This is a genomic window from Halomonas sp. PAMB 3232, from assembly GCF_031954225.1.
Lineage (GTDB): Bacteria > Pseudomonadota > Gammaproteobacteria > Pseudomonadales > Halomonadaceae > Vreelandella.
On the sequence record NZ_CP134865.1, the window covers coordinates 658178 to 678980 of the forward strand.

Genomic DNA, 20803 nt, shown 5'->3' on the forward strand with positions numbered 1-20803 from the left:
ATCAACCCTCCCTTGGTGCGGTAGCGGCCTGCGCCTGAATACTGTCAAGCGCGGCATCGTAAGACTGCGCCCGGTAGTGCTCGGCGATTTCCCGGCCGGTGGTGACCCAGACGTCGGAGTGGCCGGTAATGTACTCCAGCGCCTCCTCGAAGGCCTTGATGCGGTGAGGGCAGCTCACCTGGTAGTTGTGGGTGGGAATGCACATCACCGTGCCGGACTCGGCGCCTTCCTGGTACAGGCGGTCGAAGTGACGCTTGAGCATGGTGGCGTACTGGCGCGGTTCGACCTTGTTCACGGCGTAAACGATGGTGTCGTTCATTTCCATGGAGTAGGGCACAGAAATGAAGCGCTTGCCGGAGCGCACGTTGACCGGCGTGGGCTGGTCGTCGTGGAAGAGATCGCAGGTATAGAGCCCGCCGCGCTCACCGAAGAGCTCCTCGCCCACTTCGGCGAACAGATCCAGCGTGCGCTCGGAGTGGGAAAGCGCCGGCGCCAGATACCCCGCGCAGGCTTGGCCGGTGTGGCGATGGATGGTCTCCATGCTGTCGCGGATCATGGCGCGCTCCTGGGCCTCGCTCAGACCGTAGGTGTAGCGCGTGTTGTAGATGCCGTGGCTGAAGAACTCCCAATCGCGCTCCTTGCACATCTGGATGATTTCCGGATGGTGCTCGCAAAGCGCCGTCGACAGCGAAACGGAGCCGCGAATGCCGTACTTGTCCAGAAGCGCCATCTGGCGCTGGTGGCCTACCCGGTTGCCGTAATCGCGAATGCTGAAGCCCGGAACCGCCGGGTGCGGGTGCGGCCAGGGCTTGCGGCTGGGGTTCTGGGGCGGGTCGAGCTCGTAATACTCGATATTGGGCGCGACCCAGAAGGCGACCTTCGCACCACCCGGCCACTCGATTTTCGGACGCTGGTCATAGGCCCAGTAGTCGTATACGCCAAGGGATTCCTTCATGGTTTGCTCCTCAGCCCTCGAGCCATGCCAGCACGTCGGCCACCGGCATGACGTCCGCGTATTTCAGGTGCAGGTCGGTCAGGTTGGCGTAGTGGTAGCTCTCGTGCTTGTCGGCCACGCACTCCATCGGCACGATGGTGCGATAGCCGCGGGATAGGCTCTCCACGGCGGTGGCGCGAATGCAGCCCGAGGTCGAGCCGCCGGTGATGATCACGGTATCCACCTGATGCCACACTAAAAGCGACTGCAGCGGGGTCTCGAAAAACGCCGACGGCATGCGCTTGGTGTAGATCACGTCACGCTCGTGGTCGATCTCGGCGCGCTCGTCGAATTCGGCGCGCTCAGAGCCGTACTTGATGTTCTGCAGCGAATCCGGGGTGTCGGTGCGCGTGCCCCACACGCCGGCATCCTCGGCGGAGTCGAGAAAGGCCACGTGGGTCCAGACCACCGGCCAGCCTTTCGCGCGAAAACCGCGGGCCAGTTGATTGGTGTACTCGAGCTGTTTCGGGTCGGTTTCGTAAGCGGTCTTGAAAAGATCCGTGCGGGTGTAGGCCTTTTGCGGGTCGACGTTGACGAGTACCGCTTTCTTGCCAAAGCCAAAAGGCACCCGCTGCGGGTTAGCCATGACGTCATGAAAAATCTCTTTGGCCGTCTTGTCCGTCGTCTGCATTGCTGTCTCCTGACATGGTTATTTTTAAAGCGTCGTTCTTGAAAAAGTCTTTCTTCTAGGCATTGTTTTTCGAAGGGGGCCGTGTCCAACTCTGTCTTGACTGACGCGGGCGCCCGGGGCCTGCCATTAGCGCTCTTCGTAACGCTCACCCAGTTCGAGCATTTTCTGAGTGCCCAGGTAGTCGTTGAGTTCTTTGAAATCGAGCATCTGATCGCGGAAAGCGTCGGTGGTGCCGTCTTCTCTGAGCGTGGCGAAGAAGCGGCTGGCCATGTGGGTGATCGCCCGCACCAGCGCGCCGGGGAAGATCACCAGCGAGAAGCCGAGCGCTTCCAGCGCCTGGGCGTTTTGCAGCGGCGTGTCGCCACCTTCGACCATGTTGGCCATGATCGGCACCTTGCCCTTGAACCGGGTCATGATCTTGTCGATATCCTCGTCGGTGCGGATGCCTTCGATGAACAGCATGTCCACGCCGGCTTCAAAATAGGACTGGGCGCGCTCGATAGCGCTGTCGGTACCTTCCACACCCAGCGCATCGGTACGCCCGATGATCAGCGTGTCCTCACTCTCCCGAGCATCCAGTGCCGCATGCAATTTACCGACCATTTCGCCCCTGGAGACCAGGGTCTTGCCCTTCAGGTGACCGCAGCGCTTGGGATAGGTCTGATCCTCGAGCTGAATGGCGTTGGCGCCGGCGCGCTCCAGAAGGCGCACGCTGCGCATTACGTTCATGGCGTTACCAAAGCCCGTATCGCAATCCACGATCACGGAAAGGTTCGTGCGCTCGCGAATGTGCGACATCGCGGTGCAGATTTCGGTAATGCTCAAAAGCCCGATATCCGGCCGCCCCAGCTGGGTATAGGCGAGACTGGCGCCGGAGAGATAGACCGTATCAAAGCCAGCCTGCTCGGCAAGCGAGGCGCCGAGTGCATCGAATACGCCGGGGGCGACCACGATGGAAGGATCCTGCAACAGGCGTGTGAGACTCGGTGGGGAAGTGGTTTTTTGTGTCATAAGGCTCTCTTCAGAGGGGGGAGTGCCCGGCAGGGGCAAGGTGGGGGCGCACAAGCGCCAGATCGTTCCAGACCTGCTGACGGATGATCAGGCCATCTTTCAGCTCGAAGCGGTCGATAAAGCGCACGCCCGTGGACGTCGTGTCATCCAGCCAGGTCACGTCGAGCACGCCGTGGCAGATGACGATGGACTCAAGCGGCGTGACGCAGTGATCCACGCCGTGAAGGGTCTTGCTCACGTGTCGGTAACGACTGCCTGCCCAGGCGATGACCTCCTCGAGGCTTGCCATCGTAGGCGCCCCGGGAAACTCCAGCGCAACGCGCTCGGCCAGAAACCGTTTGGCTTTCGCCAGGTCTCGCGCTTGCATGGCGGCGAGAAACGCGCGCACCTGCGTTTTATCGCTGCCACGCCGCTCGCTTGCGTTACTCTCCATGGCTGGCCTCTTGGCTGAGTTGCCGCTTTCTGCTTCGAAATGCTCGCGATGTGTGTTACTCAGTGCGTGGCAGAGCTGTGTCCTCGGCCGAACGTTTTGGTCACGGGTATACGAATCGATGAGTCGTTTAAATGTATTAAATTTGATACATTTTTATGTCTACAAAGCGGTGCGCGTCAAGTGCGCTGGAAAATTTTTTGACGACGTAGGGGAACAAGGATGAGCGAGGCACATACCTCGGCCGTGGGAGGGACGAAGTCGCATCGCATCTATCTGCTGCTCAAGGATGCCATTCTCAGCGGCCGTCTTCCCTCGGGCGGAAAGCTTCCGGGCGAGAACAGGCTGGCCGAGCAGCACGGCGTATCGCGAGTGACCGTGCGCCGCGCCATCAAGGCGCTGCAGGCGAGCGGCCTGGTCGAGCGCAAGGCCGGGGTGGGCACGGTGGTGCTCAAGCAGCCGCTGGAGGCCACGGTGATGACGGCGAACGTCTCGAATCTGATGCCCAACATGGTGAAGATGAGCCAGGCCTCCCAGGTGCGGCTGCTGGAGTTCGGCTATGCGCCGCCGCCGGAGACGATCGCCGAGCGGCTGGGCATGGCTCCGAACACCAAGGCACAGCGCTCGGTACGCGTGCGCATGGTGGACGGCAATCCGTTCTCCTACCTGATCACCCACGTGCCCGAGAAGATCGCCCTGCACTACAGCGAGGCGGACCTGGCCGATACACCGCTGTTCGTTTTGCTCGAGCGCAGCGGCGTCAACGTGGATCACGCCTCTCAATCCATTTCTGCAACGCTTGCAAGCCACGATCTTGCCCAGGCGCTGGAGGTATCGGTCGGCTCGCCACTGATTTCGCTGACGCGCGTGGTGTTCGATGAAAAAGGGCGGGGTGTCGAACATCTGGAGGCTTTCTATCGCCCCGACCGCTACCGTTTCCAGATCGATCTCGAGCGCAATGGCGACGACAGCTCACGCTATTGGGAACCCCGGGTGGGCGGTATGCCTACCGACTCGACGGTATGAAAAACTTTACGAACGCGTTTTGCATGTATTATTTTTAATACCAATTATAAATTCTAAAAAATACATTTGACCTGTGCTTAAGATTTGCGCTAGTTGTAGAAAACTAATTGTAGAAAAACTAACTGTAGAAAAACTAACTGAAGAAAAAGCTGTAGAGAAAAGCTGGCAGCCATATCCCCGTCGGCCAGAGCCAGGCTGAAAGCTGCCCAGGGCGTGATGACCGCCCCCACTAATAAAACGGTGCCACGCAGTGGCACAGGCCGAGACAGCGAACATCATGAGCACTCCCCAGACGCTATTCGACAAGGTGTGGTCCGCCCATGAGGTGTACCGCAGCGACAGTGGTCAAAGCCTTTTGTGGATCGACCGCCACTTCGTCCATGAAGGCTCCTTTCATGCCTTCAACAAGCTGGAAGAACGCCATCTGCCGGTCGCCAGGCCCGCCCTGACCTTTGGCATTGCCGATCACTACGCGCCGACGCTATCGCGCACTCTCGATGAAGTGAATGATCCCAGGATTCGGTCCATGATCGAACAGCTCACCGACAACACCGCCAAACACGATGTCACGCTTTTCGGGCTCGATGACCCACGCCAGGGCATCGTCCACGTCATGGGTCCAGAGCAGGGGCTGACCCAGCCCGGGCTTGTCATGGTTTGCGGCGATAGCCATACGGCGACCCACGGGGCGTTTGGCAGCATCGCCTTTGGCATTGGCGCCTCCGAAGTTGCGCATGTGCTGGCCACCCAAACGCTTTGGCAGACCAAACCCAAGGTAATGCGCATCACTTTGAAAGGGCAGCTCTCGCCCGGGGTAACGGCCAAGGATATCGCGCTGACCTGGATTTCACGATTGGGCGCCGACGGCGCACGCGGCTTTGCCATCGAGTATGCCGGCGAGGCGATCCGTTCACTTTCGATGGAGGCGCGTCTGACGCTTTGCAATCTGTCCATCGAGGGCGGCGGCCGGTGCGGCATGATCGCTCCGGATCAGACCACCTTCGACTATTTGAAAGGCCGGCCCTACAGTCCGAAAGGCGAGCTTTTTGACCGCGCCTGCGCGTACTGGTCCACGCTTTACAGCGATGCCGACGCCGTTTTCGATCAGGACGTTGCTATCGATGCCGCGGAGATTGCGCCTACCGTCACCTGGGGCGTCTCGCCGGAAGAGGCGCTACCCATCGATCACCGCCTGCCTTCGTTGGACGGCGACCAGGAGAGCGCCAGGGCGCGCCAGATTCGCGATAGTCTCGACTACATGGGGCTTTCGCCGGGCCAGAAACTCACCGATATCGCCATCGATCGGGTGTTCATCGGCTCCTGCACCAATGCCCGCATCGAAGACCTGCGCGCCGCCGCGGCCGTGCTGAACGGGCGTAAAAGCCGCGTGCCCGGTGTCGTGTCACCCGGGTCCACCCAGGTCAAGGCCCAGGCCGAAGAGGAGGGGCTCGATCGTATCTTCATCGACGCGGGGCTCGAGTGGCGCCATTCGGGCTGTTCGATGTGTGTGGGTATGAACGGCGACACGGTCCCCAGCGGTGAGCGCTGCGCCTCGACCACCAATCGTAACTTCAAGGGGCGCCAGGGCCCGGGGGCGCGTACCCATTTAATGTCCCCTGCCATGGTCGCCGCCGCCGCCCTCGAAGGGCGGCTGACCGATATCCGCACGCTGGCGCCAGGCGCCCACACCGACGGGGTGCCCTCATGAAACCCATCGAGATTTTAACCACGACGGGCATCGGCTTGCCCCACGCCAACGTGGACACCGACCAACTGATTCCCGCGCGTTTCATGAAAGAGCCGCGCAGCGTCGGCTACGGGCAGTTTCTTCTGTTCGACGTGCGCCGCGACGCCCACGGCGCACCCTCACCTGACTACCCCCTCAACCAGCCGGGTGCTGACGAGGCCGAAGTGCTGGTGAGCCGGCGCAACTTCGGGGCCGGTTCTTCGCGGGAGGCGGCGGTCTATGCGCTGGTCGACGGCGGTTTTCGCTGTGTGATCGCACCGAGTTTCGGCGATATCTTCGCCTCCAACGCGGTCAATAACGGCCTGCTGCCCGCGGTGGTCAGTGAGGAAGACGCCGAGCGTCTACTCAAGGCGCTTGGCGAGGTGGCGCCGGTCGAGGTGGATCTACGCGAGCAGCGCATTCGCGTTGGCGAGCTCGAGGTGGCCTTTACGATCAACGCGGTCTGGCGCACCAAGCTGCTCAACGGCTGGGACGATATCGACATGACCCGTCAACATGAAGGCGATATCGACACATTCGCCGCCACCTACGCCAAGCGATTTCCCTGGGCGCAGCCCTACCCGGGGGGCGCGCCTTTAATCGGTAAAGGGTAGCGGTGATTACAAGGGCGCTTTGCGACTCACCCTGATCGGGAAAGCGCCAAGCCCCCACGATTATTCAGTACCGGCATGTACGCTAACAGCCATTCCAATAAACAAACGTACCGGCAATCGACAGTCGTACCAATGATAATATCTACAGGAGACTCCCCATGAAAAAAGCCCCCTTGACGCTCGCCATAATGACCGCGCTCGCCTCCGTTCCGGCCTTCGCCGTCGATCAAATCAACGCCGTTCACGCCTTCCCGCCATCGTTGATCTACACCCAGAGCTTTCTGGAGTTCGTCGATAAAGTGAACGAACGCGGCGAAGGGGTCGTGCAGATCAATGTACGAGGCGGCCCCGAGGTCATTGGTCTCTCCGAGCAGCCGGAGGCGGTGCGCAACGGCGTGGTGGACATGGCCTATACCGCGGCGAGTTTCTACGCCGGTACCGTGCCCGAGCGCGATGCCATGGTTGCCTCGAATACCAACGCCATTTACGCCCGCGAAAACGGCGGGATCGATCTGCTCAACGAGATCCATCAGGAGAAGATGGGCACCTACTATCTGGGCTGGTTCGACAGCGGCGTGAGCTACAACCTCTACACCATCGACGAGCCGGGCCTCGATGAAAACGGTGACCTGGATATTTCGGGGCTTCGGCTTCGCAGCAACCCCGTGTATGACGCCTTCTTCCAGGATTATCTCGGCGCGCAGCCGATCAGCCTGCCCACCACCGATGTCTATTCAGCGCTCGAGCGCAGCGTCGTGAACGCCACGGGCTGGACGCAGATCGGCCTTAAAGATCTCAACTGGGACAAATTCCTGAACTACCGGATCGACCCGGCATTTTTCTCTACCGACATGGGTGTGATCGTCAATCTGAACAAGTGGAATCAGCTAAGCCCCGAGTCTCAGCAGATTCTTCAGGAAGTGGCGATCGAGCACGAGCGTGACAGCGCCGAGCAGTTGGCCGAGCGTGCCGTCGAGCAGCAGGCCGAGCTCGAAGAGGACGGGATGAACGTCGTCACGTTGGAAGGCGAGGCGGCCCAGCGTTACGCCGATGCCGCCCGCGAAGCGACCTGGGCGCGCATGAAAGGCCAGATGGAACGTCACCCGATGGGCCTTGAGCATTACGATGAGCTGATCGAGAAGTTCAACGATCTATAACGTCGCCGGCCCTTACCGTACTCAAGACGCCGGCTCTTGCCCCGGCGTCTTTCTGCAGGACGCCAACTGCTTCGGGGTTTCTATGCGCTATGCACAACGCGGCTATTTGCTGCTGCTCAACGGCATGGCACTGCTTGCCGCCATCATGCTGGTATGGCTGATGGTGGCGGTGGTGCTGTCGGTCGTGATTCGTAACCTGGGGTTACAGCCCTCGGCGTGGTTCTTTCTTTCCACCGAGTACGCCATGTTCTACCTGACGCTTTTGGGCGCGCCCTGGCTTGTGCGTCAGAAAGGGCACGTGCATATCGAGCTGCTCACATCGGTACTGCCGCTGCCCGTGCTCAATATTCTCAGCCGAGCGGTTGCGCTGGTCTGCGTGCTGGTGAGTGGGGTGCTCGCCTGGAAGGGGCTGGATCTATTTTTGCTCAATATCGAACGCAGCGACTATGACGTGCGCGCGTTTTTCGTACCCAAGTGGATACTCACCATCGTCTTTCCGGTCAGCTTTACCCTGATGGCGGTCGAGTTTGGCCGCTTCGTCATCGGCCCGGAGATTCTTCACAGCGGCGAAGCGGGGATCAAGGAATGATGGAATGGTATTTTGCGCTGGCGTTTCTACTCTCGCTGATTCTTTTCTTCATGGCGGTAGGCACGCCCATCGCGCTGGCATTTTTAGCCGCCAACGTCATCGGGGCCTGGCATTTCATGGGGGGGCAGGCGGGCATCGTACAGATGCTCAACAACGGTTTCGGGGCACTTTCGAGCTTTAACCTCGTACCGATTCCGCTGTTTCTCTTGATGGGCGAGCTGTTCTTTCGCACCGGGCTCGGTATGAAGATGTTCAACGCCGTGGATCGGCTAATGGGCAAAGTGCCCGGTCGGCTCTCCTACGTCACCGTGGTGGGCGGTACCGCCTTTTCCACGCTCAGCGGCTCCTCCATGGGGTCGACAGCGCTGATGGGCTCGCTTTTGGTGCCGGAAATGGAGCGCCGGGGCTACAAGAAGAAGATGGCGATCGGCCCCATTCTGGGTACCGGAGGCCTTGCGATCATCATTCCGCCCTCGGCGCTGGCGGTGCTTTTGGCAACGCTTGCCAAGATCGACATCGGCGCGCTGCTGGTCGCTGGCATTTTGCCGGGGCTGACGCTGGCCGGCTTTTACATGGCGACCATCTTCATCCAGACCCGGCGCGACCCGGAGGCGGCACCGGCCTACGAGCTCGAGCCGGTACCGCTAGGTGCCAAGCTAAAACTCATCGTGACCGACATTCTGCCCATGCTCAGCGTGATGGTGATCATCGTGGCGCTCATGCTGATCGGTTTCGCTACGCCCTCGGAGGCGGCGGCCTTCGGTGCGCTCGGGGTCATCATTCTGGGCTTTATCTTTCGCTGCATGACCTGGGCGGCGTTCACTCAGTCGGTGATCGGGGCGCTCAAGGTCACGCTGATGGCGTATCTGATCGTGTTCGGCTCGGCGACCTTCAGCCAGCTCCTGGGCTTCTCCGGCGCCTCCGGCGGACTGATTCAGTGGGCCACCAGCTTCGATCTATCGCCCATCCTGATGCTGATGGCAATGTTCGCCGTGCTCCTGGTGCTCGGCACCTTCATGGAGCAGATTTCGATCATGATGCTGACCGTGCCGATCTTCTTCCCGCTGGCCCAGGCGCTCGGGTTCGATTTGATCTGGTTCGGCGTGGTCGTGCTGCTAGCGCTGGAAATCAGCTTCTCAACGCCGCCGCTGGGGCTTTTGCTCTTCGTCATGAAGGGGGTCGCACCGCCGGGAACCACCATGCGGGAAATCTACTCCGCCGCCATTCCCTATATTCTCTGCTCGATGCTGCTGGTCGCGCTGCTGGTCATCTTCCCGAGCCTGGCCACCTGGTTGCCACGAATGCTGTGAGCGAAGCGAAATCCAAAAGAGAGGCGCCAGCCTCTCTTTTTTCATGGTGACGTCTTGATGGGTAAAGGTATTACGATGTTTCTTTCGCTATTCGCTCCTGCCAGCGATCCCAGGGCGGTACGTCGCCCAGTTCTTCGAACAGGTGCTCCAGAAAGGCACTGACCTTGGGCGCGGTCAGGCGTCGCTGGCCGTACAGGACGTGGATGTCGCGCCGGGCGGGGGCCACTTCGCCACGCCAGGATTTGAGTACGGGAATCAGCGCCTGGCGGGCGAGCTCGTCGGCAATTAGCCAGGTGGGAAACATCACCAGCCCCTGGCCCATCAATGCCGCCTGCAGCAGACTCTCGGCGCTGTTGCTGTAAAGCGAGCCTTCTACCTTGCAGATTAGGGGGCTACTGGCGCCTGGCTGGTCAAAGTACCAGCGCTGGCGTCCCATTTCGCCCTGGTAGAGCAGGCAGTCGTGCTGGCAAAGCGCCTCCGGGGTCTGCGGCGTTCCGTAACGCTCAAGGTAGGCAGGGGAGGCCGCCACCACGTAGTTCATGGGCGCCAGGCGCCTTGCCACCAGCGTGGTGTCCGAAAGCTCGCCGACCCGAAAGGTGATATCGATACTCTCTTTGACCGGGTCGGTAAGCTGGTCGGTCAGTACCAGCTCCGCCTTGATAGCGGGGTAGTGACGCTGAAAACGGTGGAGGATGGGTACGATCTGGCGCTGACCGAAGGATACCGGCGCGTTGATACGTAAAAGTCCCGACGGCTCGCTGCCCGACGCCTGAAGCGCTTCGGTCGCCAGGTCGAGCTGGTTGAGAATCTCACGAATATCCCGGTAATAGCGCTCGCCGGCCTCGGTCAGGGTCACCGCGCGCGTGTGACGGTAAAGAAGCTGCTGGCCCAGCGACTCCTCAAGCGCCGTGATCTGACGAGAAATGGACGAAACCGCCCGGTGAAAGTGGTGCGCGGTTACCGTGAAGCTGCCGGTCGCAGCAACACGTTCGAATACACGTAGAGCGTTGAGATCCATCGTATTGCACCTGATGCAATAAAGATTTGCGGTTTTTCCAATTGTAGCAACTGACGTCTCTTACCAGAATGAACGTCATCGCTCGCCGTGAAAAGGTCACAAGGCCTTGAGAAAAGTGGGCAGTCACGTTCATCGAAGGAGTCATCATGCGTAAAGGCAACGCGCTCGTGGTAGGCGCTACCGGCATTACCGGCGGCAATCTGGCAAGCTATCTCAACGCCAGCGGCTGGACCGTTTACGGGCTGTCGCGTCGTGCGACCGAGCAAAGCGGCGTCATTCCCGTCACCGCGGATCTGCTCGATCGCAAGGCGACCGAAAAGGCGCTGGCCGAGCTGCCCATCACCCACGTGTTTTACTGCACCTGGATCAAGCGGGACAGCGAAAAGGAGAACGTCAAGGCCAACGGCGCCATGATGCAGAATCTGCTCGACGCCTTGCAGGACAAGAACATTCAGCACGTCTCGCTGGTCACCGGCACCAAGCAGTACCTGGGCTCTTTCGAGAGCTATGGCAGCGGTAAGGTGGAGACGCCGTTTCGCGAGTCTGCGCCCCGGGTGCCCGGTGATAACTTCTACTACGCCCTGGAGGACACCCTGTTCGCTGCCGCCGAGCGCGACGGGTTCAGCTGGAACGTGCACCGTCCGCACACGGTGATTGGCTACGCGGTGGGTAATGCCATGAACATGGGCACGACGCTGGCCGTCTACGCCTCGATCTGCAAGGAAACCGGCCAGCCGTTCACTTTCCCTGGTTCGCAAATTCAGTGGAACGCGCTGACCGATTTGACCGACGCGCTGGTACTGGCCCGCCAGATGGAGTGGGCGGCCACGACACCGGGCGCGCACAACGAGGCGTTCAACACCGTCAACGGCGACATCTTTCGCTGGCGCCGCATGTGGCAGGAAATCGGCGAGTTCTTCGAACTGGAGGTGGCCGAATGCCCCGAAGCGCCCAAACCGCTGGAAGAGCAGATGAAAGATAGCGCCGGTGTCTGGCAACAGATCGCCGAGAAGCACGACTTGGCCGAGCCGGATGTCGACAAGCTCGCCTCTTGGTGGCACTCCGATGCCGACCTTGGCCGCGAGCAGGAGTGCGTCAACGACGTAACCAAGATGCGCGATTTCGGCTTCGACCACTTCCGCGAGACCCGCGCCGCGTTTTTCGATCTGTTTACTCGCTTGCGTGCTGAGCGTCTCATTCCTTAAGACGTGTTTAGTGAATAAAAAAGGGGGCCTAATGGCCCCCTTTTTTAATGCGTTCATCTCCGCTTTAAGCAAGGACGAATATTGTCGGCGCTGTGCAACGAACATTACACATCGACCAGCTTACTGCCTGATCGAAAGATTACTGCCACATGGTGTCGTATTGCTGCCAATAGCGATCCAGGTCGCGCTCCTGAGTGATGGTGTAAAGATCGTACCGGCGGCTCAAACGTGCGCCGCCATCGCGGGTGAGCGGTTGCCACCTAAGCGTCGTGCTATTGCGGCTGGAGAAGGTGAAAAACGCGTCCAGTGGAATGGTGAGGTAGAGGCCCTTGTCGAAACTGCCCTCGCCAAAATCATCGCCGGCATCGGTCAGGGTGCCCCAAGCGCCCACTCGGACGCCCGAGTCGAACTCGCGGGAAAGATCGAGCGTGGCGCCTATATCACCGGCCAGATAACGGCCAACGCTTAGTTTGGCCAGCACGTCTTCCACGCCGGTTTCCACATAGGCGTTAATGTGGCCTGTCCAAACGCTGTAGTCACGCATGTCGAATCGCTGGTCGAAGTCGCGTTGGCGCACCCAGTTGATGTCCGCGCCGAGCGCCCAGGGAGCGTCAAACTCGCGGTACAGCCACTCGGCACCGACGCCGGCGTACATCATTTCCAGTATGCCGCCATAGCCCATGGCGTATACGTTATCGCTCACCTTGGCCGTGCGCGTGTACTGCAGGTTCTCGATACCGAAGGGCGACTCCGACAGGTAATCCCCTACAAACGTACGCACTCTGGGCAGTCGAGAGTTGGCAATATATTCGTAGTTGCCCAGGTTATCCGCCACTGTCCAGGCCATACTGCCGGAGAACCAGCCATTGGGGTCGGTTTGATACTCGGCGCTGAGCTGGGCTTTGAGGCGGTAAAGATAACCGTCCGGGCCGCCGAAGTTTTGATCGAGCCGGGGCCCCAACTGCCAGTTGAAACGTTGGGCGGGCGCCTGATGCAGGGTCTCACCGGTGCCGTCTTCCAATCGGGCATGGGTATAAATACCGTATCGATAGGCGTACTCATGATCGGCCGAGGTCGCCGCCTCTACGAACTGCTCACGGTCATGAACGCTTTCGCGCAGCGGCAAGCCCCGCTCCTCCCAGTCAAAGCGGAACGTTTCGATCTCCTCATCGGCCTGGGCGTTCAGGATGCGGTTCGCACGCCCCTCGCTTTGGGCCAAAGAGCGAAAGCGCCCGGGCCTGGCGGTAACGGTCAGGCTATCGCCCTGTCGGGAGATGCGCTCCACCTGCATGCCGGCATTTTCGTTTAGTCGTTGGCTGGCCGCCGCCCAGCTTGCTTGCGGCGCGGCGTCCAGAGGCTGCAACGGCGGATCGTTTTTTAACTGATCAAGCCCGTTAAGATCGAGGTTGAACGTGATGCCCGCCATGGCCGTATTGCCGCGCTGCCACCCGGTATGCAGCTCCACGTTATCGCTAATGGCCAAGCGCGCCCCAACGTTGAAGCGACTATCCTGAACCTGATCATTGTCCTGGGGCTCATTGGAGTAATCGTTTCCTTCGTACTCGAGCTGAAGGATCAAGGGGTCCCAGGGCGTCTGATACTCCACTCCGCCGAAAACTGCCGCGGACCCTGCAAAGTACTGGCCGAAATTGAGCTCGCCGCCGCCTGAGCCGCTGTTGGCCGAACGGTTATCGAAGCGGTCCGCCAGCCATCCAAAGGGAGAATCGATATCGCTTGCGGTCCCCAGGTAGCCCCAGCCTAGCCCTGCGGTGAAATCGAAATTCCCCCAGCGTTTACTGGCGACCACATATTCGGCGCCAAACAGCGTGGTACCGCCTATATCGCGTGCGCCCACGGCCAGCTGTGGCCAGTAGCGGGTTTCTTCCAATAGTCTCAGTTTGGCATCGAAACCCTTATCCAGGTTGCGGTCATACAGCGGGCCTGGCCGATTCTCGACGGAGACGTAGCGAAAACCGCCTTCGAACCAGCGAGTGGGTTGAAGAAACACGTTATAGCGTCGATAGGGGGCGGTGCGGCTAGCGCTCACCGACATTTCACCCAGCGGGTTCATGCGCGCGGTGGGCGTTTGCATGATGCCCACACCGCCGAAATCGCTTTGACCATGGCCCAACTGGCCGGCCAGGCCATCGGCGGCGGCCACGTTGGGCAAAATGAAGGCGGACAGCGTTACGCATACCCATGCCATGGGCCTTGAGGTACATGGGTAACAGCGAAAGGGGCGAGCAGCCAGTAAGTGAATTAAGGAGCGTGCCATTGAGTACATTGATCGCCAGGGAGTTGAGCGGCCAACACGCCTGGCAGCCGCTGATTGATGATATCCGGTTCTTCCGTCGTGCCGGGAAAGGGAAGCGCACCCATCAGCCCTTGCCGACTGGGCAGCGCGATGAGTAAGCGGCTGCCGGGGGCAAGAGGTGTTGTCTCGTGGTTCCAGGCCGCAACGCCTCGTCGTAACACATTCCCTTGGGGCGTTATCAGAGACGCATGGTCAATGTTGTTGAACGTTTGTTCTGGCAACGCTTTTTTTACATCGTCGATCGTCATGTTAGGGCGCCAGGCGGTTCGACTAACCCCCTGAAGGCCCCAGACTTCTACCCAGTCAGGAGTATCGCAAACGCCCCAATAGGCCACGTTTTCCAGCAGCGGTGCCTCGCGTAGGTTGGTGCCCAATGCCAATAAATCCAGCCGCTGCGGGCTGCGCATCGCGCCATTTTCCAAACTGCGTAGTGCTTCCTGCCACTTCAAAAGCGCCTGAGCGTAAATCGTATTGCCTGTCACTTGGGCACTTATGACTAACGTGCCCAGCTCTTCGATCAAGTAGCGCCGCTGTTGTGGGTAGCGCTGCTGGTCGGGGAGCAGGAGAGCATAGGCATGGCTCCAACTGATGGGCGTCGCCTGTTGAGACAGTGTTTCCAGCCAGGCATCGGCCAACGTGCGCTCGCCCGCTTCGGTGGCGTGGCTCACACCCGCCATGCCTGACACCAGAGCGCCCATCAGTAGCGTCCTGATAACCAGGCGTTTAGCGTAAACAAAGTGCGCTCGAGTAGTGGCGCGGTCGATCATGATTCTCATGGTTCTCGCTTAAAGCAGCACGGGCAACTGGACGGGGCGGGGCGATTACTACCAGCGCCGTAGTGGCGGCTTAGCTGTCCCACCAGGGGCGAGCCACTTGCCATTTGATATCAGGGCCACCGGGCCAGGCTATTTCATCCACTTCCCACAGCCGTTGTGTGACGGGGTCTTTCCACCACTGAGCCCTGGTCGTTTGGCCGTTATCCCAGGTGTACGTGATGTCGCAAGGCTGAAGCAGCAGCTCGGTCAACAATAGCGCACGTGTTCGAGGTGCTTTACACGTCATATGCCCCTCAGCGCGATGAGCATGGCTGAGCCCATCGGTATCGACCCAATGGCGTTCTATCCAGAAGCGGGGTTGCGAACGCTGCCAGGGCAGTTCACTGGCCGCTGCCAGGGCGTCAGCAGCGGCTGAGTGGTCGAAGTAATAACGCGTGCTCAGTAAGTCTCCCTCTAGCGTGGACGCTGCATATAAACCACCGCTTTCCAGGCTCAAAAAGCCTCTTTGGGAGGGCCAGTGCGTTTGTGTGCCGGTTTGAGCGCCCAATACCAGCAGGCCGCGCTGAGTAGAGCTATCGAGCGCTAAAGAGGCAAACGGGATGCTGTCTGCCTGAGTAGCCGTTGCCAAGCCCTTGCTCGGATCCAGTGCCACGATGGCTTGGCCTATCGGAGAGCTTTCGAGCACGCTACAGCCTGCCATCGCTAATAAACTGATGGCGCCCGTCACCGTCTTGAGCGCTTGCAAACGGCTTTTTCTTTCGCCATTGACAACATGAGTGAAAAACAGGGAAGCAGGACGCATAAAAGCCGCTAAAAAGCGGCTTTTGTACATCTCGATGTCGCGATCAGCCTGGCGCGATTTTATGTGTTTCAAGCGTAGCCTCAACGCGTTCCGGTCGTACCCGTTGTACCGCTGGTGCCGCTCGTACCGCTGGCGCCGGATGACTCCGCGGCGATACCGGCAGCCACCTGGGATGGCGTGCTGGTGGTCAAGGTGGTCGCGCTAGTGCTTAACGCGCCAGATAAACCGCCCGGGGCGGCACCTCCTGCCGTGACGCCTGCGCTAGCCGGCATGGTGGTTGTGCCTTGACCTGCAGCGCTCGGGCTGGAGGAAATATTCATGGGAGCAGAGCCACCAGGCTCGACACCGCTCTCGATCGACGCCGCGCTATCAGACGTTGTTTGTGCCGAGGCTAGCGAAGCGATGCATACGCTTCCTGTGACCAATAAAATCAATGCTTTTCTTAACATTGCTCGATCTCCAGATAAAGTGAGTAGCTGCCATTTTGGCCTATAAGCATGCAGGTGTTGTGTTACTCATGCCAGCATCGCAAGCCTGATCCAGTCATGAGAAGCGGCGGCCACCGATTTGGGCTGAATGGTAACCTGTAAATATCCTGGAGAATAGATCAGAATTAACATTCAAGTCTTTTATTGATAAGCCTAAATAATGATTCATTTGTTTAAAAAAATGGGTCTTACCCGTTGGCTATTTCAATATGCTTGTTTTTGAATAAATGAATTTTTTATAGGCTGTACTTGAGTAAAATAATTTATGAGTTTTTAAATCAATGCGCAATGCGATTATTAATTGTTTAAAGTCGCGGTTGTATAGTTATTTTTAAATTAAAACAATGATTTATTTACTGATGGCGAGAGGTTGTCGTCAAAACCTATTTTGGGGCCGTCTTCAGATTAATCAAAAGGCTCCCATAAAACGTTTTCCATGCGTCATGCGTTATTAGGAGTGGCGTCATCGTGCCGGCTAGTCCTGCTGGTTTCATACGCAGGCCTATCGCACGCTTAAAGATATTGCGACTGGTTTAGCACAGCAGATTTAGGTAGCATTGCCGCTCATTTAATAGCGTGTTTCAAAGTATTCAAGGTATCTGCTGGCGCCAGCCGTGCAGGTGGATTTTTTTACATCGAGTAAAACGGATGTTTCAGCCTTATCTCGCCTCTCGCCCTTTGCGGCGGCTATCTCTTGCGGCAGCTTACCTGAGCGCTTTTGCCGGTGTGCTGACGCTTTCCGGTTGTGCACTGGCGCCGGGCGGGCACCTTGACGCAAATACGCAAGCCGCGCCCATCGATAACCTGATCGACGTTCAACCCATTACGCCGGGGCTTTTGGCGACCATGCCGCACGCAGGTAATCGCGCCACGCCCATGTCAGGCGAGCTTCGCCAGGCAATCGATGAATGGGAGTACCGTATCGGCGCCGGCGATGTGCTGAGTATCGTCGTATACGATCATCCTGAATTGACCATTCCCGCCGGCAGCGAACGCGGGGCGGAAGAGGGCGGTAATCGAGTGCGCAGCGACGGCACTATTTTTTACCCCTTTGCCGGTCGTGTTCAGGTCGCCGGATTGACCCTGGAAGAGGTGCGCGAACTGCTGACTCAACGCCTGAGCGGCGTTATTCAAACGCCTCAGGTGGACGTCAGCGTCGCTGCTTTTCGCTCGCAGAAGGTTCAAGTAAGCGGTGCCGTTGCAAGCCCAGGTAGCGTGCCCGTCACGACCGTGCCGCTCACCGTGATCGATGCCGTGAGCCAGACAGGGGGCGCTACCGAAGACGCCAACTGGCACGAGGTGTATCTGACTCGAAACGGCGTGGAGCAGCGTCTTTCTCTTTTCAGCCTGCTGCGTGAAGGTGATCAAACCCAAAACCGATTGCTGCGAGATGGCGACGTACTGCACATACCCAGCGCTGAGAGCCAAGCGGTTTCCGTCATGGGACAGGTGAATTCGCCTGGCAATGTTCGCTTGGGTAACGAGCGTTTATCCCTTTCTGATGTGCTAGCGCAAGCGGGCGGCGTCAATGAAGTCACCGCTGAACCCTCGGGCATCTTTGTCATTCGCGGTAATGAGCTGAACAGTGACCGTTTGGCGACCGTTTATCAGCTGGATATAAGCAACGCTGCTGCTTTCGTACTGGGAAGCAGGTTTGCGATGCAGCCCAATGATGTGGTGTACGTGACCACCGCACCGATTGCCCGCTGGAACCGTGTGATCAGTCAACTCCTGCCGTCCGTTCGCTTGCCGGGCTACGCCGCAGGCAGTATTTCTGACTCACGTAATCTGCAATAAACCCCTGATATAACGTCGCGATAACGACTCGGAGCAGGAAAGCCCCGCCATGTTTCAGCGCATTCTAGTGGTATGTGTCGGCAACATATGCCGCAGCCCCGTGGCGGAGGCCATGCTGCGCCAGCGCCTGCCGGGTAGGCAGTTTTCTTCTGCCGGTTTGGGCGCGCTGGTAGGCAGTCAAATCGATGCCCACGCTCGCGTTCTTGCCGAGAGGGACGGGCTCGAGGTTGATAACCACCAGGCTCGCCAGCTAACCCGTGAGATGCTCGATCGCGCCGACCTGATACTAGTCATGAGTGACCAGCAGCGTCTGGCTGTCGCAGAGCTTTCCCCAGCCGCGCTTGGCAAAACGATGCGGCTAGGACAGTGGCTTGAAAATGGTCGGGGCAAGGATATCCCTGACCCGTATCGAAAAAGTGCGGAAACATTTCAGCACGTTCATCAGCTAATGGATCAGGCCGTACAAGCCTGGGCCTTGAAGCTGGCGTAACGCCGCCCCTGAATAGCCAAAATGGATGTAGCCAAAGCATGAGTGATGTGACGGCCCAGCGCCCTGTTGGAAACGATAGTGATGAAATCGATTTAGGCCGCCTATTCGGTCTGCTGCTGGACAAAAAGTGGTGGATCGTGGGAATCACCGGGATATTTGCCGCTATTGGCGTTCTCGTGGCCTTGAGCGCAACGCCTGTTTACCAAGGGGATGCGCTGGTACAAGTCGAAAAGCGATCGTCGATCAACCCGCTGGAGGGGTTGGGCGACATGCTGGGGCCGGAGAGTGAGTCCTCGACGTCTGCCGAAGTGCAGATTTTGCAGTCGCGCATGGTGCTAGGCCAAGTGGTCGATCGCATCTCGCTCGATACCGTGGTAACACCTAATACGCTCCCCCTTATTGGCGGCTTTATTCAGCGCCGCGGTATCAATCGGCCTGACTTTATGCAGGGGCACGCAAGTGTATGGGGTAACGAGAGTATCGATGTCGGCCGACTCGAAGTGGACGATGCCTACCGTGGTATGCCCTTCACCCTGAAAGTAGAAAACGAGTCTGCCAGCGAGTACTCGTTATGGTTAAGCGGCGAGCGTTTGGGTAATGGCCGGGTAGGCGAATTTAGCAGCTTCCTTGAGGGCGGCGTACAGGTGAGCGTGGTAGAGCTCTCTGCTGCTCCGGGCGCTGAATTCATCTTGACCAAAGTGGTTCGCTCCAATGCTATTAACCACTTGAGAGGTAATCTGAGCGTAAGCGAGCAGGGTGGCGGTGGACGTGGCGGCAGTACCGGCATCTTCAAACTCACTTTGAAGGGTGAAAATAGGCAGGCTATTCGCCGCTCTCTTAATGCAGTTATAGAAACGTTTTTGACCCAAAACGTCGAGCGGCAATCCGCCGAGGCCGAACAGCGCTTGGCGTTTTTGGAAGAGCAGTCGCCGGAGCTGCGCGAGCAGCTCAACTCCGCTGAAAACCGTCTCAACGAATACCGGGTCAACGCCGAAAGCGTTGATCTTAACAGCGAGTCTCAGGCAGCGATCAACCGCTACATCGCGTTGGAGCAAAACCTCAACGAACTGGAGCTTCAGGAGGCGGAGCTGTCTCAGCGCTTCACTCCAAACCACCCGAGTTACCAAGCGCTTTTACGCCAAAAGCGACGCCTACAAAACGATTTGGATCAGTTGGACGAGCAGGTCAGCCAGCTTCCTGAAACCCAGCAGGAGATCGTTCGGCTAACGCGTGAAGTGGAAGTGACGCAAGCCATTTACGTTAACGTGTTGAACAAAACCCAGGAACTACAGATGACCCGCGCCGGGACCGTGGGCAACGTGCGTATCATCGATGACGCCCTCGTAGGCGGTGGCCCTATTGCGCCGAGAAAATCGCTCATCGTAATGGTCGCGACACTGCTTGGGGGAATGTTGGCCGTTGGGGGAGTGCTGGCGCTGGGACTCCTTCGCCGGGGAATAGAATCCGCCGAGCAGATCGAGCAAAGCGGATTGCCGGTATATGCAACGATCCCGCTATCGGAAGCGCAGCAGAAACTGGTACGTAAAGTAAAAGGTAAAAAAGATAAACGAAGCCATCAGGTCATCAGCGGCATTTTGGCCAAGCACGACCCTACCGATCTTTCCATAGAGGCGCTGCGCGGTCTTCGTACTAGCCTGCATTTCGCGATGATGGAAGCCAAAAATTCATGTTTGATGATCACCGGTTCGAGCCCCGGTATCGGTAAGAGTTTTATAGCGGTGAACCTGGCCGCCGTGTGCGCTCAGGCAGGGCAAAAGGTCCTCGTAATTGATGCGGACATGCGCAAGGGCCACATTCATCATGCATTTGGTGGGCAAAGCGCCGAAGGCCTTTCTGACGTACTTTCTGGTCGCAGTGGCTGGCAAACACAGGTGCGTGCAAGCCAGGTAGAGGGTCTGAGCTATATGTCTCGAGGCATCGCGCCGCCTAATCCCTCCGAGCTATTGATGAGCCAGCATTTCGCTCAGCTACTTAGTGAAGCCGAGCGGCAGTTTGATCTGGTGATCGTGGATACTCCGCCAGTACTGGCAGTGACCGACCCTGCCGTGGTGGGTAGTCATTGTGGTACGACCTTGTTATTGGCACGTTTTGAAATCAATACGTTGAAAGAGCTACAACACGCAGCTCGTCGACTGGAAGCGGCAGGCGTGGTGGTGAAAGGCGCCATTTTGAATGCCATGGAGAAAAAGGCGGCCAACAGTTACGGCTATGGCTACTACCAGTACAGCTATAAATCAGTCAACGAGTAAACCTGCGCTCGAACGGCCTGACTAGTTTGAAGGCTCGAGTCAGGCCGTTCGGGTATCAATAATGCGCCTGGTTATCGCGCTGAGAGCCATAACGAATACCGCGCCTTTAATGGGCCCGCGGTGGGAAAGCGTAGCCAGGCACAGGGTACGGTTGG

18 protein-coding genes are annotated in these 20803 nt (G+C 58.6%); 10 read left to right on the forward strand and 8 right to left on the reverse strand.

Going from position 1 to position 20803, the window contains the following annotated elements; translation table 11 throughout:
- Position 1: 1 nt before the first annotated feature.
- From RN346_RS03095 to RN346_RS03110, 4 genes are all read right to left on the reverse strand, one after another.
- A complete protein-coding gene (locus RN346_RS03095; RefSeq protein WP_311962081.1) occupies positions 2–955 on the reverse strand; it encodes a polysaccharide deacetylase family protein in 954 nt (317 codons plus the stop codon).
- A gap of 10 nt (positions 956–965) precedes the next feature.
- Positions 966–1625 (reverse strand): isochorismatase family protein, encoded by a 660-nt coding sequence (locus RN346_RS03100; RefSeq protein ID WP_263585035.1) that lies wholly within the window; start codon positions 1623–1625, stop codon positions 966–968.
- A gap of 126 nt (positions 1626–1751) precedes the next feature.
- Entirely contained in the window at positions 1752–2636 is an 885-nt protein-coding gene (locus RN346_RS03105; protein ID WP_311962082.1) for an oxaloacetate decarboxylase, read from the reverse strand.
- Positions 2637–2646: 10 nt separating this feature from the next.
- Positions 2647–3069, reverse strand: a complete 423-nt coding sequence (locus tag RN346_RS03110; RefSeq protein WP_263585033.1) for a nuclear transport factor 2 family protein — start codon at positions 3067–3069, stop codon at positions 2647–2649.
- A gap of 219 nt (positions 3070–3288) precedes the next feature.
- On the opposite strand from RN346_RS03110, the gene RN346_RS03115 reads away from it, so the two are divergent.
- The 6 genes from RN346_RS03115 (at position 3289) to RN346_RS03140 (ending at position 9488) form a co-directional block, all read left to right on the forward strand.
- The gene (locus RN346_RS03115) at positions 3289–4092 is read left to right on the forward strand and encodes a GntR family transcriptional regulator (protein WP_311960157.1); all 804 of its coding nucleotides are present in this window, start codon (positions 3289–3291) and stop codon (positions 4090–4092) included.
- Between the two features lie 277 nt (positions 4093–4369).
- Positions 4370–5800, forward strand: a complete 1431-nt coding sequence (leuC, locus tag RN346_RS03120; protein ID WP_311962083.1) for a 3-isopropylmalate dehydratase large subunit — start codon at positions 4370–4372, stop codon at positions 5798–5800.
- A complete protein-coding gene (leuD, locus tag RN346_RS03125) occupies positions 5797–6432 on the forward strand; it encodes a 3-isopropylmalate dehydratase small subunit (RefSeq protein WP_311962084.1) in 636 nt (211 codons plus the stop codon). Before leuC ends, leuD begins: the two co-directional genes overlap by 4 nt.
- Positions 6433–6590: 158 nt before the next feature.
- Positions 6591–7589 carry a TRAP transporter substrate-binding protein DctP gene (gene dctP, locus RN346_RS03130; RefSeq protein WP_263585029.1) on the forward strand — a complete coding sequence of 333 codons (999 nt, stop codon included), beginning with the start codon at positions 6591–6593 and terminating at the stop codon, positions 7587–7589.
- Positions 7590–7671: 82 nt separating this feature from the next.
- The gene (locus tag RN346_RS03135) at positions 7672–8178 is read left to right on the forward strand and encodes a TRAP transporter small permease (protein ID WP_263585028.1); all 507 of its coding nucleotides are present in this window, start codon (positions 7672–7674) and stop codon (positions 8176–8178) included.
- Positions 8175–9488 carry a TRAP transporter large permease gene (locus RN346_RS03140; RefSeq protein WP_263585027.1) on the forward strand — a complete coding sequence of 438 codons (1314 nt, stop codon included), beginning with the start codon at positions 8175–8177 and terminating at the stop codon, positions 9486–9488. The genes RN346_RS03135 and RN346_RS03140 overlap by 4 nt, the downstream gene beginning before the upstream one ends.
- A 70-nt stretch (positions 9489–9558) precedes the next feature.
- On the opposite strand, the gene RN346_RS03145 is transcribed toward RN346_RS03140, so the two are convergent.
- Positions 9559–10506 (reverse strand): LysR family transcriptional regulator, encoded by a 948-nt coding sequence (locus tag RN346_RS03145; protein WP_311962085.1) that lies wholly within the window; start codon positions 10504–10506, stop codon positions 9559–9561.
- A 146-nt stretch (positions 10507–10652) separates the two neighbouring features.
- Here RN346_RS03145 and RN346_RS03150 point away from each other — a divergent pair, with 146 nt between their 5' ends.
- The gene (locus RN346_RS03150) at positions 10653–11711 is read left to right on the forward strand and encodes an SDR family oxidoreductase (RefSeq protein ID WP_311962086.1); all 1059 of its coding nucleotides are present in this window, start codon (positions 10653–10655) and stop codon (positions 11709–11711) included.
- A 139-nt stretch (positions 11712–11850) separates the two neighbouring features.
- Here the strand turns inward: RN346_RS03150 and RN346_RS03155 are convergent, their stop codons facing one another.
- From RN346_RS03155 to RN346_RS03165, 3 genes are all read right to left on the reverse strand, one after another.
- Positions 11851–13917, reverse strand: a complete 2067-nt coding sequence (locus RN346_RS03155) for a YjbH domain-containing protein (protein ID WP_311962087.1) — start codon at positions 13915–13917, stop codon at positions 11851–11853.
- Between the two features lie 53 nt (positions 13918–13970).
- Positions 13971–14792 carry a capsule biosynthesis GfcC family protein gene (locus tag RN346_RS03160; RefSeq protein ID WP_263585023.1) on the reverse strand — a complete coding sequence of 274 codons (822 nt, stop codon included), beginning with the start codon at positions 14790–14792 and terminating at the stop codon, positions 13971–13973.
- A 79-nt stretch (positions 14793–14871) separates the two neighbouring features.
- A complete protein-coding gene (locus RN346_RS03165; RefSeq protein WP_311962088.1) occupies positions 14872–15675 on the reverse strand; it encodes a hypothetical protein in 804 nt (267 codons plus the stop codon).
- A gap of 1142 nt (positions 15676–16817) precedes the next feature.
- Between RN346_RS03165 and RN346_RS03170 the strand changes: the two genes are divergently transcribed.
- Genes RN346_RS03170 through RN346_RS03180 form a run of 3 tightly spaced genes read left to right on the forward strand, consistent with a single transcriptional unit; the run spans position 16818 to position 20648 of the window.
- Positions 16818–17888 (forward strand): polysaccharide export protein, encoded by a 1071-nt coding sequence (locus RN346_RS03170; protein ID WP_311962089.1) that lies wholly within the window; start codon positions 16818–16820, stop codon positions 17886–17888.
- Positions 17889–17937: 49 nt separating this feature from the next.
- A complete protein-coding gene (locus RN346_RS03175; RefSeq protein ID WP_263585019.1) occupies positions 17938–18378 on the forward strand; it encodes a low molecular weight protein-tyrosine-phosphatase in 441 nt (146 codons plus the stop codon).
- A gap of 38 nt (positions 18379–18416) precedes the next feature.
- Positions 18417–20648: a polysaccharide biosynthesis tyrosine autokinase gene (locus tag RN346_RS03180; protein ID WP_263585018.1), complete on the forward strand. Its 2232-nt coding sequence runs from the start codon at positions 18417–18419 to the stop codon at positions 20646–20648.
- The last annotated feature ends 155 nt before the right edge of the window (positions 20649–20803 follow it).

What these genes read in the sequence shown, in the direction of transcription:
- RN346_RS03095 (WP_311962081.1), bottom strand. Translation starts at nt 955, where the DNA reads ATGAAGGAATCCCTTGGCGTATACGACTACTGGGCCTATGACCAGCGT.
- RN346_RS03100 (WP_263585035.1), bottom strand. Translation starts at nt 1,625, where the DNA reads ATGCAGACGACGGACAAGACGGCCAAAGAGATTTTTCATGACGTCATG.
- RN346_RS03105 (WP_311962082.1), bottom strand. Translation starts at nt 2,636, where the DNA reads ATGACACAAAAAACCACTTCCCCACCGAGTCTCACACGCCTGTTGCAG.
- RN346_RS03110 (WP_263585033.1), bottom strand. Translation starts at nt 3,069, where the DNA reads ATGGAGAGTAACGCAAGCGAGCGGCGTGGCAGCGATAAAACGCAGGTG.
- RN346_RS03115 (WP_311960157.1), top strand. Translation starts at nt 3,289, where the DNA reads ATGAGCGAGGCACATACCTCGGCCGTGGGAGGGACGAAGTCGCATCGC.
- leuC (WP_311962083.1), top strand. Translation starts at nt 4,370, where the DNA reads ATGAGCACTCCCCAGACGCTATTCGACAAGGTGTGGTCCGCCCATGAG.
- leuD (WP_311962084.1), top strand. Translation starts at nt 5,797, where the DNA reads ATGAAACCCATCGAGATTTTAACCACGACGGGCATCGGCTTGCCCCAC.
- dctP (WP_263585029.1), top strand. Translation starts at nt 6,591, where the DNA reads ATGAAAAAAGCCCCCTTGACGCTCGCCATAATGACCGCGCTCGCCTCC.
- RN346_RS03135 (WP_263585028.1), top strand. Translation starts at nt 7,672, where the DNA reads ATGCGCTATGCACAACGCGGCTATTTGCTGCTGCTCAACGGCATGGCA.
- RN346_RS03140 (WP_263585027.1), top strand. Translation starts at nt 8,175, where the DNA reads ATGATGGAATGGTATTTTGCGCTGGCGTTTCTACTCTCGCTGATTCTT.
- RN346_RS03145 (WP_311962085.1), bottom strand. Translation starts at nt 10,506, where the DNA reads ATGGATCTCAACGCTCTACGTGTATTCGAACGTGTTGCTGCGACCGGC.
- RN346_RS03150 (WP_311962086.1), top strand. Translation starts at nt 10,653, where the DNA reads ATGCGTAAAGGCAACGCGCTCGTGGTAGGCGCTACCGGCATTACCGGC.
- RN346_RS03155 (WP_311962087.1), bottom strand. Translation starts at nt 13,917, where the DNA reads ATGGCATGGGTATGCGTAACGCTGTCCGCCTTCATTTTGCCCAACGTG.
- RN346_RS03160 (WP_263585023.1), bottom strand. Translation starts at nt 14,792, where the DNA reads ATGATCGACCGCGCCACTACTCGAGCGCACTTTGTTTACGCTAAACGC.
- RN346_RS03175 (WP_263585019.1), top strand. Translation starts at nt 17,938, where the DNA reads ATGTTTCAGCGCATTCTAGTGGTATGTGTCGGCAACATATGCCGCAGC.
- RN346_RS03180 (WP_263585018.1), top strand. Translation starts at nt 18,417, where the DNA reads ATGAGTGATGTGACGGCCCAGCGCCCTGTTGGAAACGATAGTGATGAA.